Origin of the sequence: Planosporangium mesophilum (assembly GCF_016863255.1) — a bacterium.
Taxonomy (GTDB): domain Bacteria; phylum Actinomycetota; class Actinomycetes; order Mycobacteriales; family Micromonosporaceae; genus Planosporangium; species Planosporangium mesophilum.
Map to the genome: position 1 here is coordinate 1 of NZ_BOON01000016.1, position 17,862 is coordinate 17,862.

18 protein-coding genes and 1 pseudogene are annotated in these 17,862 nt (G+C 71.8%); all 19 read left to right on the top strand.

Translation table 11 applies throughout. The annotated features are described in order from the left end of the window. Window positions 1-83 precede the first annotated feature (83 nt). Complete coding sequence (mraY, locus tag Pme01_RS08380; RefSeq protein ID WP_168115013.1) at window positions 84-1,211, top strand: phospho-N-acetylmuramoyl-pentapeptide-transferase; 1,128 nt, start codon at window positions 84-86, stop codon at window positions 1,209-1,211. After that, window positions 1,208-2,572 (top strand): UDP-N-acetylmuramoyl-L-alanine--D-glutamate ligase, encoded by a 1,365-nt coding sequence (gene murD / locus Pme01_RS08385; protein WP_168115014.1) that lies wholly within the window; start codon window positions 1,208-1,210, stop codon window positions 2,570-2,572. Before mraY ends, murD begins: the two co-directional genes overlap by 4 nt. Window positions 2,573-2,611: 39 nt before the next feature. Beyond that, window positions 2,612-4,060 (top strand): FtsW/RodA/SpoVE family cell cycle protein, encoded by a 1,449-nt coding sequence (locus Pme01_RS08390; protein WP_168115015.1) that lies wholly within the window; start codon window positions 2,612-2,614, stop codon window positions 4,058-4,060. Window positions 4,061-4,081: 21 nt separating this feature from the next. Continuing rightward, window positions 4,082-5,212, top strand: a complete 1,131-nt coding sequence (gene murG, locus Pme01_RS08395) for an undecaprenyldiphospho-muramoylpentapeptide beta-N-acetylglucosaminyltransferase (RefSeq protein ID WP_168115016.1) — start codon at window positions 4,082-4,084, stop codon at window positions 5,210-5,212. After that, complete coding sequence (murC, locus tag Pme01_RS08400; protein ID WP_168115017.1) at window positions 5,209-6,690, top strand: UDP-N-acetylmuramate--L-alanine ligase; 1,482 nt, start codon at window positions 5,209-5,211, stop codon at window positions 6,688-6,690. The genes murG and murC overlap by 4 nt, the downstream gene beginning before the upstream one ends. Window positions 6,691-6,697: 7 nt before the next feature. Continuing rightward, the gene (locus Pme01_RS08405; RefSeq protein WP_168115018.1) at window positions 6,698-7,462 is read left to right on the top strand and encodes a cell division protein FtsQ/DivIB; all 765 of its coding nucleotides are present in this window, start codon (window positions 6,698-6,700) and stop codon (window positions 7,460-7,462) included. Between the two features lie 11 nt (window positions 7,463-7,473). Next, window positions 7,474-7,971 (top strand): DinB family protein, encoded by a 498-nt coding sequence (locus tag Pme01_RS08410; protein ID WP_239088090.1) that lies wholly within the window; start codon window positions 7,474-7,476, stop codon window positions 7,969-7,971. 313 nt (window positions 7,972-8,284) lie between these two features. Further along, a complete protein-coding gene (gene ftsZ, locus Pme01_RS08415) occupies window positions 8,285-9,388 on the top strand; it encodes a cell division protein FtsZ (protein ID WP_168115020.1) in 1,104 nt (367 codons plus the stop codon). Continuing rightward, window positions 9,385-10,119 carry a YggS family pyridoxal phosphate-dependent enzyme gene (locus tag Pme01_RS08420; protein WP_168115021.1) on the top strand — a complete coding sequence of 245 codons (735 nt, stop codon included), beginning with the start codon at window positions 9,385-9,387 and terminating at the stop codon, window positions 10,117-10,119. The genes ftsZ and Pme01_RS08420 overlap by 4 nt, the downstream gene beginning before the upstream one ends. Before the next feature lie 129 nt (window positions 10,120-10,248). Then, a complete protein-coding gene (locus Pme01_RS08425; RefSeq protein WP_168115022.1) occupies window positions 10,249-10,860 on the top strand; it encodes a cell division protein SepF in 612 nt (203 codons plus the stop codon). A gap of 15 nt (window positions 10,861-10,875) precedes the next feature. After that, entirely contained in the window at window positions 10,876-11,169 is a 294-nt protein-coding gene (locus Pme01_RS08430; protein ID WP_168115023.1) for a YggT family protein, read from the top strand. Window positions 11,170-11,223: 54 nt separating this feature from the next. Next, window positions 11,224-12,024 carry a DivIVA domain-containing protein gene (locus tag Pme01_RS08435; RefSeq protein WP_168115024.1) on the top strand — a complete coding sequence of 267 codons (801 nt, stop codon included), beginning with the start codon at window positions 11,224-11,226 and terminating at the stop codon, window positions 12,022-12,024. Window positions 12,025-12,140: 116 nt separating this feature from the next. Then, a complete protein-coding gene (locus Pme01_RS08440; RefSeq protein ID WP_168115025.1) occupies window positions 12,141-12,908 on the top strand; it encodes a hypothetical protein in 768 nt (255 codons plus the stop codon). A gap of 69 nt (window positions 12,909-12,977) precedes the next feature. Further along, window positions 12,978-13,265 carry a DUF167 domain-containing protein gene (locus Pme01_RS08445; RefSeq protein ID WP_239088091.1) on the top strand — a complete coding sequence of 96 codons (288 nt, stop codon included), beginning with the start codon at window positions 12,978-12,980 and terminating at the stop codon, window positions 13,263-13,265. 573 nt (window positions 13,266-13,838) lie between these two features. Beyond that, the gene (locus Pme01_RS08450) at window positions 13,839-14,279 is read left to right on the top strand and encodes a TraR/DksA family transcriptional regulator (protein ID WP_168115027.1); all 441 of its coding nucleotides are present in this window, start codon (window positions 13,839-13,841) and stop codon (window positions 14,277-14,279) included. A gap of 14 nt (window positions 14,280-14,293) precedes the next feature. After that, window positions 14,294-14,926 (top strand): signal peptidase II, encoded by a 633-nt coding sequence (gene lspA, locus Pme01_RS08455; RefSeq protein WP_373315473.1) that lies wholly within the window; start codon window positions 14,294-14,296, stop codon window positions 14,924-14,926. Then, on the top strand, window positions 14,919-15,851 hold the full coding sequence (locus Pme01_RS08460; RefSeq protein WP_203935503.1) for an RluA family pseudouridine synthase: 933 nt from the start codon (window positions 14,919-14,921) through the stop codon (window positions 15,849-15,851). Before lspA ends, Pme01_RS08460 begins: the two co-directional genes overlap by 8 nt. Continuing rightward, window positions 15,848-16,624, top strand: coding sequence for a hypothetical protein (locus tag Pme01_RS08465; RefSeq protein WP_168115029.1), 777 nt, complete (start codon window positions 15,848-15,850; stop codon window positions 16,622-16,624). Before Pme01_RS08460 ends, Pme01_RS08465 begins: the two co-directional genes overlap by 4 nt. A 174-nt stretch (window positions 16,625-16,798) precedes the next feature. Beyond that, window positions 16,799-17,818 (top strand): annotated as a pseudogene (locus Pme01_RS08470) (MinD/ParA family ATP-binding protein); the annotation flags it as partial. Between the last annotated feature and the right edge of the window lie 44 nt (window positions 17,819-17,862).

Consider the following 17,862-nt stretch of genomic DNA (forward strand, 5'->3'; position numbering starts at 1 on the left):
GGCATGAGCGAGCGTAGCGAGCGAACCGGTTGGTTCAGTGGGCTTAGGCCTCACGTCGGGATCGAGCGAAGCGAGGTCTCGGCGTGAGGGCTGTCATCGTCGCGGCCTTCGCGGCGTTCATCCTGTCGATCCTGCTCACCCCGATCGCCATCAAGGTCTTCACGAAGCTGCGGGCCGACCAGCCGATCCGGTCGGAGGGGCCGGTCCCGCCGCACCTGGCCAAGAAGGGCACCCCGACGATGGGCGGGGTGGCGTTCATCCTCGCCACCCTCCTCGCGTACCTCGCCGGGCACCTCGTGCTGAGCACGCTGCCCGACGTGCAGCTCCGGCTGACCCCGGCCGGGCCCACGGCCACCGGCATCGTGCTGCTCGGCCTGTTCCTCTGTACCGGTGCGCTGGGCTTTCTCGACGACTACCTGAAGGTCAGCAAGAAGAACAGCCTGGGCCTCAACAAGCGGGGCAAGCTCATCGGCCAGGCGCTGGTCGGCGCCGTCTTCGGCGTGATCGCGCTGTACTTCCCGAACAAGGCCGGCGGGACGGTCGGCAGCACGTACCTGTCGTTCGTCAAGGAGATCTACTGGCTGGAGATCGGCAAGGTCGGCGCCGTCCTGCTGTTCGTCTTCGTGGTCATGTCGATGTCCAACGCGGTCAACCTCACCGACGGCCTCGACGGCCTGGCCACCGGCGCGTCGGTGATGGTGATCGGGGCGTACGCGCTCATCGGCTTCTGGCAGTACCGGCACTGGGAGGCCGACAAGGCGTACTCGGTCGGCGCGGCGTACTCCTACAACGTCCGTGACCCGCTGGAGGTCGCGATCATCGCGGCCGCGGCAGCGGGGGCGCTGGCCGGATTCCTGTGGTGGAACACGTCCCCGGCCCGGATCTTCATGGGTGACACGGGCGCGCTCGCGCTCGGCTCGTTGATCGCGGGCCTGGCGTACGCGACCAACACCGTGCTGCTGGTCCCGATCCTGGGCCTGCTCTTCCTCATCATCGTGATCACCTGGGTGATGCAGATCGGCTCGTTCCGGATGACCGGGCGCCGGATCTTCCGGATGGTGCCGTTGCAGCACCACTTCGAACTGGCCGGCTGGAGCGAGGTCAACATCGTCGTCCGGTTCTGGATCATCGCGGGGCTCGGGGTGGCGATCGGCATCGGCCTGTTCTACGCCGACTTCCTGCGGGTGGTGACCAAGGGAGTGTCGGGATGAGCGGGACCGGGTACGCGGGGCGTCGGGTCCTCGTCGCCGGTGCCGGCGTGGCCGGCGCCGCGGCGGCGCGCGCGCTGCTCGCCGCGGGCGCCGAGGTGACCGTGGTCGACCGGGCCGACGGCCCGGCGCTGGAGGAGCTGCGGGCGGCGGGCGCGAAGACCGCCGTCGGGGACGGCACGGACCTCGTCGGCGCCGTCACCGACGTCGTGGTCTCGCCGGGCTTCCCGCCCCACCACCCGCTCGCCGTCACGGCGCTCGCCGCCGGGCTCGAGGTGTACAGCGAGCCCGAGCTGGCCTGGCGGCTGCGTGGTCCGGACGCGCCGGCCTGGCTGGCCGTCACCGGGACCAACGGCAAGACCACCACGACGACGATGCTCGCGTCGATCCTCGCCGCCGCCGGGCTGCGGACCGCCGCGCTCGGCAACATCGGCGAGCCGCTGGTGTTCGCCGCCACCGGGTACGACGTGCTCGCCGTCGAGCTGTCCAGCCAGCAGCTGCACTGGTCGTCGACGCTGGCACCGCAGGCCGGCGCGATCCTCAACCTCGCCGACGACCACCTCGACTGGCACGGCGACTTCGACGCGTACGCGGGGGCCAAGGCCGCGATCTGGCGCTCGGCGGCCGCCGACGGCGTCGCGGTGGGCAACCTGGACGATCCCCGCGTGGCGGCGGCGCTGTCCCGGGTACCGGGCCGCACCGTGGGCTTCACGCTGGGCGAGCCGGGGCCGGGCCGGCTCGGGGTGGTGGACGGGGTTCTCGTCCACGACGGCGTCGAACTGGTCGCGGCCGACCTGGTGAAGCCGCCGGGCGCGCACAACGTGGCCAACGCGCTCGCCGCCGCGGCGCTCGCCCGCTCGTACGGGGTGGCGGCGTCGGCGGTGCGCGACGGGCTCGCCGGGTACACCCCGCAGGCGCACCGCAACGCCCACGTCGCCACGGTCGGCGGGGTGGCGTACGTCGATGACAGCAAGGCCACCAACCCGCACGCCGCGCTGGCCGCGCTGGCCGCGTACCCGAGGGTGGTCTGGATCGCGGGCGGCCAGCTCAAGGGCGTCGACGTGTCCGACCTGGTACGCGCGGTCGCGGACCGGCTCGCCGGCGTGGTGCTGCTCGGCGTCGACCGGGCCGAGGTGGCCGCGGCGCTGGCGCGACACGCGCCCGACGTCCCCACCGTCGAGGTCGCCAGGACCGATGATGGGGCGATGACCGAGGTCGTAGGCGCCGCCGCGCGGTTGGCCACGACCGGCGATACGGTCCTGTTGTCCCCGGCGGCGGCGTCGCGGGACATGTACGTCAGCTACGCCGAGCGGGGGCGCGCGTTCGCCGCGGCGGTGCGGGCCCTGGCCGGCTCCGGTACCTGACAGCCGGCGTGGCGGGACAATCGGGGCCGAGGGGGTGGCGTGAAGACCGACACGACCGTTGAGGACAGGGACCCTCCCGCCGCGCCCACGTCCGCGCCGACGGCGGCCGCCCGGCCGGCAGCCGGGCCGGCGGCGGTGCTGCGCGGACTGCTCGACCGCCCGCTGGCTTCGTACTACCTGCTGCTGGCCAGCGTCGGGCTGCTGCTGATCTTCGGCCTGGTGATGGTGTTCAGCGCGACCAGCGTCGAGAGCTTCAGGCAGAGCGGCAGCGCGTACACCTCGCTGATCAGGCAGGCGTCCTCGGCGGTGGTCGGGCTGATCGGCTTCTGGATCTGCCAGCGGCTGCCGATGCGCACCTACCGGGCGGTGAGCCGGGTCGTGATCATCGGCTGCCTCGTGCTGGTGGTCGTCACCGACATCCTGGCGTTCCTGACCGCCCTGAACACCCCGCCGCACTCGGATCCGATAGCGGTGCACGTCGGTCCGCTGCACGCCGTGGAGCTGTGGCTGTACATCGGCGGTTTCCAGTTGCAGCCGTCCGAGTTGGCCAAGCTCGGGCTGGTGCTGTGGGCCTCCGACGTGCTCGTCCGCAAGGGTACGAAGATCGCGAACTGGCGGGAGCTGATCAACCCCCTGCTCCCGGTCGCGCTGATGCTGTTCGGACTCGTGGGCTACGGCGACTTCGGCAGCATGACGTGCCTGTTCCTGCTGTTCCTCGGCGTGCTCTGGGCAGCCGGGGCGCCCAAACGGGTCTTCGTGGCGCTGCTGGGCGCCGCCGCGCTGGGGATGACCCTGCTGATCTCGATGGCCAGCTACCGCGCGGCCCGGCTCACCGTGTTCCTCGACCCCGAGCACGCCGACCGCGACAACGGCGGGTACCAGTTCTTCCAGGGCCTGTACGCCATCGCCAACGGCGGCTGGTTCGGCGTCGGTCTCGGGCAGGGCAAGTTCAAGTGGGGGCTGCTGCCCAACGGGCACAACGACAGCATCTTCGCGGTGATCGGCGAGGAGCTGGGCGTCGTCGGCTGTGTGGTCCTGGTGACCCTGTTCTCGGTGCTCGCCTACACTGGGCTGCGCATCGCCGGCCGTGTCGAACACCCGTTCCGCAGGCTCGTCGCCGCCGGCATCACCTGCTGGATCGTCGGACAGGCGATGATCAATATCGGTGGCGTCATCGGCATCATGCCGATGACCGGTGTGCCGCTGCCGTTCATCTCCGACGGTGGAACGGCCCTGGTCGTCGTGCTCTCCGCGGCGGGCATCCTGACCTCGTTCGCCCGCGCCGAGCCAGACGCCGCGCGAGCCCTGCACGCCCGCCCGCCGCGTCCGTGGGTACAGCTAGTGTGGGCGCCGTTGCCACCGTTGCCGGGCCGTCGGGGCGCCGACGGGACGGGCGGGGGCGGCAGGCGTGGCGCCGGCGGACCGGGCGCCGCGGGGGCAGGCCTCGACAGCGGTGGACGAGACATGGGCGGCGGCCGGGACCGCTAGCCGAAGGGGAGGAACGCTCAGATGGCGGTATACGGCGCGGGCTCCGTACGGTCGGTCGTGCTCGCCGGTGGAGGTACCGGCGGACACATCTATCCCTTGCTCGCGTTCGCCGACTGCCTGCGGCAGCACGATCCGGGACTGCGTATCACCTGCCTGGGCACGCCGAAGGGGCTGGAGAACGAGCTGATCCCGCCGCGCGGCTACGACCTGCGCAACGTCCCCGCGTACCAGCTTCCGCGCTCGGTCAACATGAACCTGATGCGCACCCCGGACCGGATGTGGCGGGCCGCCAAGGTGACCCGCGACATCCTCGACGAGGTCTCCGCCGACGTCGTGGTGGGCTTCGGCGGCTACGTCTCGGTCCCGGCCTACCTCGCGGCGTGGCGGCGCAAGACGCCGATCGTGATCCATGAGGTCAACGTGCCGCCGGGCGTGGCCAACCGGATGGGCATGCGCTTCACCCGAGACCTCGCGGTGGGCTTCCCGCACCAGGTCGAGCAGGTGCCGGCGCTGCGCCAGGCGCGGGTGACCGGCGTGCCCATGCGGCGGTCGATCACCTCGCTGGACCGCGCCGCCCGCCGCGCCGAGGCCCGTGCGCACTTCGGGCTGCGCCCGGACCTGCCCACGCTGTTCGTGTTCGGCGCCTCCCAGGGAGCCCGGTCGATCAACCTGGCGATGGCCGGCGCGGCGAAGGCGATCACCGCGGCGGGCGTACAGGTGCTGCACATCATCGGCGCGCGCAACGAGCCGGTCGAGATCCCGCCGGACCTGCCGGTGCCGTACGTCACCGTCAAGTTCCTGTCGGAGATGGAGCTGGGGTACGCGGCCGGCGACCTGGCCCTGTGCCGGGGTGGTGCGATCACCTGCGCGGAGACCGCGGCCGTCGGTATGCCCGCAGTCTACGTACCGCTACCCTACGGAAACGGCGAGCAGCGCCGTAACGCGTTGCCGATCGTCGACGCCGGGGGTGGCCTGATCGTCGACGACGGCGACCTGACGCCGGACTGGATCGAGCGGACGATTGTCCCGTTGGCCCGCGACCACGCGCGCCTGGACACGATGAGCAGGGCCGCCGCGGCGTACGGACGCCGCGACGGCGACGAGGCGCTACGCGCCTTCATGTACGAAGTGGTGGGGGGGATGGGTCGGTGAACACGGCCAAGCCAGATCAGCTCGCCGAGCTGACGGCGGAGGACCTGGGGAAGGTGCACCTCATCGGGGTCGGTGGGGTGGGCATGAGTGGACTGGCCCGGCTGCTGCTCACCCGGGGTATCCCGGTGTCCGGCAGCGAGCTGCGCGAGTGGCCTTCGCTGGCCGGCCTGCGGGCGCTCGGCGGGACCATCCACATGCAGCACGAGCCGTCCAATCTGGACGGCGTGGACACGGTGGTCTACTCGACCGCGATCGCGCAGGACCATCTGGAACTGGTCGAGGCCCGCGCGCGGGGACTGCGCGTCCTGCACCGGTCGGAGGCCCTCGCCGCGGCGATGGCCGGCCGGCGCTCGATCGCGGTGGCGGGTACCCACGGCAAGACGACGACCACCTCGATGGCGACGCAGATCCTGCAGCACGCCGGGCTGGACCCGTCGTTCTTCATCGGCGGTGAGATCTCCGAGACCGGCTCGAACGGGCACCACGGCAGCGGCGAGTACTTCGTGGCCGAGGCGGACGAGAGCGACCGGTCGTTCCTGGTGTACCGCCCGCACGTGGGGATCGTCACCAACATCGACGCCGACCACCTCAACAACTACGGCGACCTGGCCGGCCTGGAGGACGGGTTCGTCGAGTTCTGCGGGCGGGTGGACCCGGAGGGGTTCGTCGTCACCTGCGCCGACGACCCGGGCGCGCGGCGGATGGCCGAACGGGTCCGGGCCGAGGGCATCCGGGTGTACACGTACGGCGAGGCCGAGGACGCCGACCTGCGCATGACCGAGGTCGTCTCCTCGGTGAACGGCGTGCGGTACATGGCATCGCTCGACGGTGAGTCGCTGGGCGAGATCTCGCTGCGGGTGCCCGGCCGGGTGCTCGGGCTCAACTCGGCGGCGACCGTGCTCACCGCGCTGCGGCTGGGCGTCGGGATCGAGCCGATCGTCGAGGCGCTCGGCGCGTTCTCCGGCGTGCGGCGCCGGTTCGAGCTCAAGGGCATCGTCGCCGGCGTGCGGGTGTACGACGAGTACGCCTACCACCCGACGTCGATGACGGCGGCGATGAACACGCTGCGCGAGATCGCCGGCGACGGCCGCCTGATCGTGGTCTTCCAGCCCTACCGGGTGTACCGCACCCGGGACCACCAGACCGAGATCGCGGCGGCGCTGGCGATCGGCGACGAGGCGATCGTGCTCGAGGTGTTCGGGCCCGGTGAGGTCCGGGAGCCGGGGGAGGGCGGCGTCGCGCTGACGGCCGAGATCGACCTGCCCGAGGACCGGAAGATCTTCGTACCGAACTGGGACGACGTGCCGGCCGAGGTGGCCCGGCGGGCGCGGGAGGGCGACGTCGTGGTGACGATGGGCGCGCCGCCGATCTCGCTCATGGGCGACGAACTCCTCGCCGCGCTGGAGGAGTCGATCGGGTCCACGGGCAACGGGTCCACGGGCAACGGGTACGTGGCGCGCCACGCCCGCGCCGAGTAGGGGCGCGGTGGGTCCGACGTCCGGCCGGTGGCGGCTGGTCCGGGCGCGTCGTGAGGCGGTACCGACGTCGGTACGCCGGTTCTCCGAACGGGCCCGCCGGCGCCGGCTGCGTGCGGCGGTGCCGTGGCTGGTCGGGCTCGGCGTCCTCGCGCTCCTGGCCGCCCTCGGTGGCGTCGGCTACGCCACGCCGGTGCTCGGCGTGACCGACATCCGGGTGACCGGCGCGCGGCTGGTCACCGCCGACCAGGTACGGGCGGCCGCCCGGGTGGCGCCCGGCACGCCGCTGGTGCGCGTGGACACCGGCGCGGTGGCGCGCCGGGTGGGTGGACTGCCCGCGGTCGACCGGGCGACGGTCAGCCGGTCCTGGCCGCATGCGCTCGTGGTACGCGTGGTCGAGCGCACCCCGCTGGCGGTCGTGCCGGCCGGCGACGGGTACGTGGTGATCGACCGTACCGGGACGGTGTTCGACCGGGCGGCGCAGCCGCCGGCCGGGCTGCCCGTGATCAAGCTGCGTACCCCCGGCCGGGGCGACCCGGCCACCCGGGCCGCGCTGACCGTGCTCGCCGTCCTGCCGTCCCAACTGCGTGACCCGATGGCGGTCCTGGTCGCGGACGCGCCCGCCCGCATCCGGCTGGAGCTTAGCGACGGCCGGCAGATCGTGTGGGGGGACTCGACCCAGAACGACGAGAAGGCCCGGGTGGCGATCCTGATGCTGTCCGGACCCCAGAAGGTGACGGACGTGAGCGCGCCGTCCGTGGTGACCACCCGCTGATGGAGGATGCCGTGCAGAGGCTCGACCCGCCGTTCACCGGCGACGAGCGCAGCCTGCTGGAGAGCTGGCTGGACTACCACCGGACCACCGTGCAGGTGAAGTGCGCCGGGCTGGCCGAGGCCGACGCCTGGCGCACCCCGTTGCCGTCGTCTCCGGCCATGTCGCCGGCCGGGCTGGTGCTGCACCTGTACTGGGTGGAGCGCAACTGGTTCGAACGGATCCTCACCGGCGTGGACGTACCGCTGCCGTGGCTGGTGGAGCGGGACGCCGAGTTCGCCCGGTCCGGTACGGAGTCGCTCGACGGGGTGCTCAAGCGCTACGCCGAGCAGTGTGAGAGGTCGCGGGAACTGGCCGCCGGCCGGGGCCTCGACGACACCGGGTACCACCCGAAGCTGGGGGTGGACATCTCGCTGCGCTGGATCTACCTGCACATGATCGAGGAGACGGCCCGGCACAATGGCCATTTCGACGCCATGCGGGAGCTCATCGACGGTACTGTCGGTGAATAGCCGCTCCTCTCGTCGATCGAGGAGAAATGGCGGCCGTGAAAGGTGTCCGGTCGGCCATTTCTCGTCGATCGGCGGTGTCACGGACAAGTGACCCGGCGACACGCCGACGCCGGTCCTTGGATCAAACGAGGTCGGCACATACCTTTCCACCAGGCATTAGTTGACATAACTATAAGCCTCTAGTAAAGGGTGAGGGTTTGCCGAACCCTTGCTCCGTCTGCACGAAGCGGACGCCGACCGCGAGGGGCCGCACCCGATGCGGACACCCGCACCGGACCGGTGCTCGACGATTCTCGAAGGAAAGGCACGTCCGATGACACATCCGCACAACTACCTGGCGGTCATCAAGGTCGTCGGCATCGGTGGCGGCGGCGTCAACGCAGTCAACCGCATGATCGAGGTCGGGCTCAAGGGCGTCGAGTTCATCGCGATCAACACGGACGCGCAGGCGCTGCTGATGAGCGACGCCGACGTGAAGCTCGATGTCGGACGTGAGCTGACGCGGGGTCTCGGCGCAGGTGCCCAGCCCGAGGTCGGCAAGAACGCCGCCGAGGACCACCGCGACGAGATCGAGGAGGTGCTCAAGGGCGCCGACATGGTCTTCGTGACCTGTGGTGAGGGCGGCGGCACCGGCACCGGCGGCGCGCCCGTGGTGGCCAACATCGCCCGCAAGATCGGCGCGCTGACCATCGGCGTGGTGACCCGGCCCTTCTCCTTCGAGGGCAAGCGGCGGCAGGTGCAGGCCGAGACCGGCATTGAAGAGCTGCGCAATCAGTGCGACACGCTCATCGTGATCCCGAACGACCGGCTGCTGGCCCTCGGCGACCGCGGCATCAGCATGATGGACGCCTTCCGCCAGGCCGACCAGGTGCTGCTCTCCGGTGTACAGGGCATCACCGACCTGATCACCACGCCGGGCCTGATCAACCTGGACTTCGCCGACGTCAAGAGCGTCATGAGCGGTGCCGGCAGCGCGCTGATGGGCATCGGCAGCGCCCGGGGCGACAACCGGGCGGTCGAGGCGGCCGAGGCGGCTATCTCCAGCCCGCTGCTGGAGCAGAGCATGGACGGCGCGCGGGGCGTGCTGCTGTCCATCGCGGGCGGCTCCGACCTGGGCCTGTTCGAGATCAATGACGCGGCGCAGCTGGTCACCGACGCGGCGCACCCTGACGCCAACATCATCTTCGGTGCCGTGATCGACGACGCGCTCGGTGACGAGGTGCGGGTCACGGTCATCGCGGCGGGCTTCGACGGCGGTGCCCCGGCGTACAAGCCGGCCGAGCCGCCGCGCAAGGCGCCCACGCCGGTCGAGCCGGCGAGCCCGAACCCGACGGCGCGCCAGGCGCCCCCGGCGACACCCCGGCGCGTGCTCTTCGACGACGTTGACGTGCCCGACTTCCTCAAGAACGGCGCGTGAGTACCGGCGCTGACCCGCGACGGGACGAGCTCGCCCACCGCCTGTCGGAGGTCCGGGGGCGGATCGCGGCGGCCTGTGCCGACGCTGGCCGGGATCCTGGCGAGGTGACGCTGATCGCCGTCACCAAGACCTACCCGGCCGGCGACGTCCGGCGCCTGGTCGACCTCGGCGTGCACGACATCGGGGAGAACAAGGACCAGGAGGCCGCGCCGAAGGCGGCCGAGCTGGCCGCCGCCGAGGCGCTGGTGCGCTGGCACTTCGTCGGCCAGCTCCAGCGCAACAAGGCGAAGTCGGTCGTCGGGTACGCCGACCTGGTCCACTCGGTCGACAGTGTCCCGCTGGCGGCCGCGCTCGACCGGGCCGCGGCCCGGCAGCGGGAGCGGCCGCTGGACGTGCTCGTCCAGGTCAGCCTGGACGGTGACCTGGACCGCGGCGGCGCCGCCAGCGGCGCGGACGTACCCGAGCGCGACCTCGACCGGGTGGTCGCGGCGGTGGCCGGGTCGGGGTCGCTGCGGCTGCGCGGAGTGATGACGGTGGCGCCCCTGTCGTGGGACCCGCCGTCGGCGTACGAGAGGCTCGCCGAGGTGGCGCACGCGCTACGGGGGGAGCATCCGGCCGCGACGGTCGTCTCCGCGGGCATGAGCGCCGATCTGGAGGCGGCCATCGCCGCAGGTGCGACACACGTCCGGATCGGCAGCGCATTGCTCGGGAAACGACCCCCGCTGCGGTAGCCTCGCGGTCGGGACATCGAAAACTACACCAGTGTGGTTTTGGCCGGGACGGGATACCGGGCGGGTATTCGGTCCGGGGTTTGGGGTCACGGCACGGGGCGGTGCCGCACGAAAGCTAAGGGGCGCGGCGTGGGAGCAATGCGGAAGGCAGGGGTCTGGCTAGGCCTCGTGGAGGACGAAGACGAGCGTGCGTACGGTGAGCGCGGCTACGACGAGCGCGGCTACCGGTACGGCGAGGACTTCGGCGACGAGGACGAGGTCGACGAGCAGCCGCTCCCGTCGACCAGGACCCGGGTCAGCGAGCGACTGGCCGCCGAGCGGGAGGCCCGCGCCGAGCGTTCGACCGTACGGTCCATCGCCCGTCCGACGTCGTCGACCGTGAGTTACCCCACGAGGGAGAACCTCGCTCTCGCGCCGCGGGTGAACGAGCGCCCGGCGAGCCAGGCCGAGGAGGAGGAGCGTCGTTATCAGATCACGACGCTGCACCCCACGACCTACAACGAGGCGCGGACCATTGGTGAGCATTTTCGCGATGGCGTCCCAGTCATCATGAATCTCACCGAAATGGACGAGGCGGATGCTAAGCGACTGGTTGATTTCGCTGCCGGGCTAGCTTTCGGCCTTCGCGGTACGATCGAGCGCGTCACCAACCGCGTGTTCCTGCTCTCGCCGGCCAACGTTCAGGTCACGGCAGAAGACAAGGCGAAGATCGCCGAGGGCGGGTTCTTCAACCAGAGCTAGCGAGGCCAGGCCACCGTGTTGTCGGTCACCATGCAGGTCGTCTATCTGCTGCTCTACATCTTCATCCTGATCCTCTTGGCGAGGTTCGTGATGGGTGCCGTGCTGCAGTACGGGCGGCGCTGGCAACCGGGGCGCGGTGCCGCTGCCGCACTTGAAGTCGTCTGGAGCGTCACCGATCCGCCCCTCAACGCGTTGAGGCGAGTGATCCCACCGCTCCGAATTGGTACGGTGAGTGTGGACCTAGCCTCCCTAGTGCTGCTGGTTATCCTGTTCGTGCTGATGAACGTCGTGGTACGGCGTCTGATCTAGTAACTGCAAGTAGTGATGGCGCCACGCGGCCGCAACTGAACCCGAGGAGTTTCGATGCCGCTCACCCCGGCCGACGTCCACAACGTCGCATTCAAGAAGCCACCTATCGGCAAGCGGGGATACGACGAGGAGGAGGTCGACGCCTTCCTCGATGAGGTCGAGCGCGAGCTCGCCCGTCTGATCGAGGAGAACAACGAGCTGCGGGCGCAGGCCGAGCGTGGCGGCGGTCGCAGCGTGGGCGGTGGCAGCGCTTCTGACGCGCGGCTGGCCGCCGAACTCAGCGAGTTGCAGAGCCAGTTCGACCGCGTCCAGCGCGAGAAGTCGGCGGCGGAGCAGGCGGCCCGCAGCATGCAGGCCGAGCTCGACCAGGTCCGGGCCCAGGGTGGCGCCGGCGTGGTGGGCGGCGGCGACGGCGAGCAGCAGGCGCTGCGGGTGCTCATGATGGCCCAGCGCACCGCTGACGACCACGTCAACGACGCCCGTCGCGAGGCCGACAAGGTGCTGGGCGACGCGCGGACCAAGGCCGAGGAGGTCACCCGCGAGGCGCGGGCCAAGGCCGACGCCCTGGAGCGGGACGCCCGCCAGCGCCACCAGGAGGCCATCGCCGGTCTCGACGCGAAGCGCACGGCGTTGCAGAAGCACATCGAGGAGCTCAAGCAGTTCGAGCGTGAGTACCGCACGCGCCTGAAGGCGTACCTCGAGAGCCAGCTGCGCGACCTGGACGGTCGGGCACAGGGTCTGGAGGCGGACCTCACCCGGACCGAGAACGGCCGGTCGGTCGGTGGCAACACCGGCGGCCTGGCGACGCTCGCCGGAGCGTACGGTGGCCGTTCCGGGATGGACGGCGGACGCTGATTCGACTCCACAGCGGCGTGTCGCGCACGCGACTCGCCGCTGTGCCGGTCGCTGATCCGGGGTTCGATCGTTAGACGTGACGACAGGTCAGGGACTACCGCCCCGGAGGGCCGGCCGTGATAGTCGGAAGTCTACTTCTCATCCTCGGCTCCATCGTGCTACTGGCGCTGGGTCTGGTACAGGGCTCCAACACGTACCTCGTCGGTTCGGTGGCGGCGAGTCTGCTCGCCGCGATCGCGCTCGTTGTGGGCAGCCGCCGGGCGGCTGCCGCCTCGGCGCCCGGCAACGGCAAGGGAGCCCGAGGACGTACCCGTGCTTCCCGCGAGGGGGCCCCGCTGATCGAGCCGCCCGGTTACGCCGAGCCGGCTGGTTACGCCGAGCCGGCCGGGTATGCCGAGCCGGCTGGTTACGCCGAGCCGGCCGGGTATGCCGAGCCGGTTGGTTACGCCGAGCCGGCTGGGTACCGGGGCCGGCCGGAGCCGATGACGGAGACGATCCCCGCCATCCGCGAGGGCGTGCAGGACCGCCGCCCGCTGGTGGCGGCCCAGGAGATCCCCGCGCAGAGCGGCGCCCCGGACGTGAGTCAGTCGCTCCCGAGCCAGGTCATGCTCGACGAGGACCCCGACGACATCGAGGGTGAGGAGCCGGCGGACGAGCCGGTCGCCCAGTACGTGTCGGCCGCGGACGCCGCCCGGGTGGCCCGGATGAGCAACGACGTGCTCGTCGTCGACGGTCGGCCGCGCTACCACCTGGCCGGCTGCGTGCACCTGCTCGGCCGGGACAGCGAGCCGCTGCCGGTACACGAGGCCGTCGAGCTGGGCTTCACGCCCTGCGGGCTGTGCGAGCCCGACAGCGCGCTGCTGGCCGAGGCCCGCCGGGTCTGACGCGGGTCACCGCCGGCCGTCCGCCGGTCCGGCGTGGGTCACCGTCCGCCGTCGACGCAGAATGGGTGGGTGGTCACCATCGCCGTCCGGGTCAAGCCGGGCTCGTCGCGTACCCGCGTCGGCGGTAGCCACGCCGGGCCGCACGGCCCGGCGCTGGTGGTCGCGGTGAACACGCCGGCGGTGGACGGCCGGGCGACCGAGGCGGCGCGCCGGGCCCTGGCCGAGGCCCTGGGCCTGCGCGCGGCGGCGGTGAGCCTGCGGATCGGGGCCGCCAGTCGGGACAAGCTGTTCACCGTCGACCACCCCCCGCCGGACCTGGCGGAGCGGGTACGGCACCTACGTGACGGATCGGCCTGAGGCGTCCCGGTACGCCGGCAGAGTCCGATCCCCGACACATGAGGGGTTCAACGCGGGCGCCGATGGGTATGCCACGCCGATAACCCGAGGCGGAGTCTGAGCAGGTGACGCGGGAAACCGGTCGCTCCGGCCCGCCCGTATCGTGTGGCACGATTGTCGGACGCACGTACGTTCCGTATTCTTGCCACTCTCTGGAGTGCGCGGCGTTCCGTCGCGCGCCCGTTTTGCATTCTGGGGGACGCGATGGCGGCTGGGGCGATTGCCGCGCGGAGGACCGGTTCAGAAGCCGGGCCTGCCGAGAAGACTACGACGGGTGACCGCCGTGCCCAAACCTTCACCACCGAAAGCGTGACCAAGACCACCCCCAGCCCGGCGGCGGGCAGTGCGGCCCCCGCGCACGTCCCCTCGGTGCCGTCCTCGACGGCGTCCGACCACCCGGTCCAGGCCGTACCCCTCGGTGCGTCCCCGGCCTGGAAGGCCCGGCGGCGTGCCCCCGCGCCGGCCGGGACATCCGTAGCAAGCCCTGCGCAAGTACCGGTAACCGCCGCGACCACCGCGGCCGAGGGAGCGACGATGGCTAAGACCGCCGACAGCAAGACCGCCACCGACACGGCCGGCACCAAGACCGCTACGGGTAAGGCGCCTCGCGCGCGCTCCGCGGCCGACACCGAGAAGATCCGGGCGGCCCTGTCCGAGCGTCGCGACGAGCTGCGGACCGAGTACGACCAGACCCTGTCGGAGATCGCTGAGCTGCAGCGCGATCGGCTGACCGACTCGGCCGGCGACGACCAGGCCGACACCGGCACCAAGACGTTCGAGCGCGAGCAGGAGATCTCGCTGGCCAACAGCATCCTGGAGCGGATCAGCCAGGTGGAGCGGGCGCTGGAGCGCCTCGACGACGGCACGTACGGTTGGTGCGAGCGGTGCGGCAACACCATCCCTGTCGAGCGGCTGGCCGCGTTCCCGTCGGCTACGCTCTGCGTCACCTGCAAGCAGTTGGAGGAGCGGCGCTGAACGGCGAGGAGAGCTTGGCCACGGATCACGGGTCGCAGCAGCCGGCCGGGTCCGAGGAGCGGGTCGGACGGCCGGGCGACGACGGGCAGGCGCCGGAGCGGGCCCTGCGCCCGGGCCGGCCGATCGGCCTGCTCGCCGGCGCCGGTGCCCTGGTGCTGCTGGTCGACGTCCTCACCAAGCAGTGGGCCGTCAGCGCCCTGAGCGGGCGCGAGCCGGTACGGCTGCTCGGCGGCGTGGTCTACCTGGACCTGATCCGCAACAGCGGCGCGGCGTTCAGCCTCGGCACCGGGTACACGTTCATCTTCCCGGTGATCACGGTTGCCGTCGTGGCCTGGATCTGCTGGACCGCGCGGCGACTGCGCTCGGCGCCGTGGGCGCTGGCGCTCGGGCTCGTCCTCGGCGGGGCGCTGGGCAACCTGTCCGACCGGCTGTTCCGGGCGCCCGGCCCGATGCTCGGGCACGTGATCGACATGATCAGTCTCTTCGGCCCCAACGGCGAGCACTACCCGGTGTTCAACATCGCCGACTCGGCCCTGTGCGTCGGGGTGACGCTGGCGGTCGTGCTGGAGCTGACCGGGCGGCGCGTCGACGGTACCCGTACCCGAAACCGTGATCAGACAGGTGTGCCAGACTCCGCAGGTGGCTGACGTTCGTTCACTGCCCGTACCCGATGGTCTCGACGGTCTGCGGTTGGACCAGGCGATCTCACGTCTGTTCGGGCTGTCGCGCACCGCGGCCGCTTCGATCGCGGAGGCCGGTGACGCCTTGATCGACGGCGTACCGCGGCCCAAGTCCGACAAGGTCAGCGCCGGCTCCTGGCTGGAGGTGACGCTGCCTTCGCCCGAGGGGCTCGCCGGGCCGGTCGAGCCCGAACCGGTGTCCGGCCTGAACGTCGTGTACAGCGACAACGACATCGTGGTGGTCGACAAGCCGGTCGGCGTCGCCGCCCACCCCAGCCCGGGCTGGACCGGCCCGACGGTGACCGCCGGCCTCGCCGCGATGGGCCACACCGTCGCCACCAGCGGCGCCGCCGAGCGGCAGGGCGTGGTCCACCGCCTCGACGTCGGCACCACCGGGCTGATGGTGGTGGCCAAGAGCGAACGGGCGTACAGCGTGCTCAAGCGCGCCTTCAAGGCCCGCGAGGTGGACAAGCGCTACCACGCCGTGGTCCAGGGCCACCCGGACCCGCTGCGGGGCACCATCGACGCGCCGATCGATCGCCACCCCAACCACGACTACAAGTGGGCCGTGGTGTCCGGTGGGCGCCCCAGCGTGACCCACTACGACACCATCGAGGCGTTCCCGGCCGCCAGCCTGCTCGACATCTCGCTGGAGACCGGGCGTACCCACCAGATCCGGGTGCACTTCTCGGCGCTGCGCCACCCGTGCGTCGGCGACCTCACGTACGGGGCCGATCCGACGCTGGCGAGCCGGGTGGGGCTGGAGCGCCAGTGGCTGCACGCGCACGAACTGGGTTTCACCCACCCCGCGACCGGCGAGTACGCCCGATTCACCAGCGAGTACCCGGCCGACCTGGCACACGCCCTGTCGGTGTTGCGCGGGGAAGCATGAACCTCAGCGACGCGCTGGCCCGGCTGCGACGCGGGGCGCGGCGCATGCGCGGCCTGCTCCTGGTCGCCCTGCTGGCAGCGGTCGCGGTGACCGCCGTGACGGTGTGGCAGGTCGGGCGCGTGTCCACCGGCGCCACCGGCGGGGACACCTCGGCGGGCGACGTGGTCCGGGTCGGCGTGGCCGACGGTGGCTCGGTACCGGCGTACGCCGACCGCAGCCGCTCGGAGCTCGCCGGGCTGGTGGCCGGCGGCGGGACCGGGGACCTGGTCGCGCTGGTGACCCTGGGCGGGTACCTGGCCCCGGACAAGCTGGCCCCGGTTCTGAACGGTGCGTCGGTGACCCAGGTGTACGCGCGGGTGCCGGCGCCGGGGCTGCAGACCCAGATCGTCCGGCTGGACGCGTACCGGGTGCCCGAGGACGTCGTCGCCGCCATGGACCGGGTGGCCGCGCGCAAGGACTCCGAGGCGGCCGACTACGCGCGGCTCGTCGCGCAGCTGTCCGGCGGCGGGAACTCCGAGACGCAGCTGCGCGCCGTGTACACCACGGGCCAGCGGATCGCCGCCACCGAGGCGGCTGGCTACCGCGCGCACTGCGCCTGCGTGTACGCGGCCGTGGTGCGCGCGACCCCGGCGGCGCTGGACGCGCTCGCGCACCGCGCCGAGGTACGGATGGTCGATCCGGCCCCGGAGGTACGACGGCTGGACCGCGCGGTGTTCCTGCCCCCGCTGCCGGAGCAGCGCGAGCAGGCCGTGCCGCCGGACACTTCCGGCTAAACGGGAGCGTCCCGACGGCCATTCGAGCGTTGAACCTCGGAGCCCGGTTGCCCGTATGGACATCCCGGGTGTGGTCGGATATCGATCCGGTCCGTAGCCTGTTGATGGCGGCAGACAGGTGGCAGGAGGCGAGCGTTGGAGCGCACCGAGGCCGGCTGGAGCCGATCGGCCGAGCCCAGTAACCGGTGGCGATCGTTGCTGGACCGCGCCCTGCCCGGCAGATCCGGGGAGCAGGCGCTGGTCAGCTACGACCCGCCACCGACCGCGCCACCGCCGCCACCGACCGCGCCACCGCCGGCACCGCCCCCGCCAACCCGGCACGAGTACGTGGAGACCGACCAGGGCCTGGCGCTGCGCTGGCCGCCGGCGCCGCAGCCGTCCGACGGGACCGACCGGCAGGAGGCGGTGCTCCGCGCCGCCCTGGGCGGCCCGCGGGTGCTCGCCTTCGCCAACCCCAAGGGCGGGGTGCACAAGACCACCGCGACCGTGCTCGCCGCCGCCACGGCCGGCAGCGTGCGAGGGCGGGGCGTGATCGCGTGGGACGACAACGAGCTGCGTGGCACCCTCGGCCTGCGGGCCGGTAGCGCCCGGCACGCCCGTACCATCCGGCACCTGCTGCACGACCTCGCCCAGCTGGAGATCTACGGTGGGTACGAGCTGGCCGAGCGGCTCGACGACTACCTCCGGCACGCCTCCGACGGCACGTACGACGTGCTCGCCGGCGAGGAGGACCCCCGCTTCGCGCAGAAGCTCGACCCGTACACGGTCCGCCGGGTGCTCGAACTGCTCTGCCGTACCCACGACGTGATCTGCGTGGACACCGGCAACAACGTGGAGAGCCCCAACTGGCGCACGGTGATCCAGTCGGCCGACCAGCTCGTGGTGACCACGGTGCCGCGCGAGGACGCCGCGTTCACCGCCGACTGGATGCTCGATCTGCTGGAGGAGGCCGGTCTCGGCGCGATGGTCAGGAACGCGGTCACGCTCCTGTCGTGCCCGACGCCGGGGAAGTCGCCCCTGCTGGACGACCTGACCGCGCACTTCGGTACCCGTACCCGGGGGGTTGCGGTGGTGCCGTACGACCCGCAGCTGGAGAGCGGCTCCAACATCGAGTACGGGACGCTGGCCCCCGCCACGAAGCGGGCCTGGCTGAAGGCGACGGCGATGATGCTGGAGCCGTACGCCCGCTCCTGACCGATCACATCGAGCGCCGGAATCGGTCCTACCGCTGGGCTACC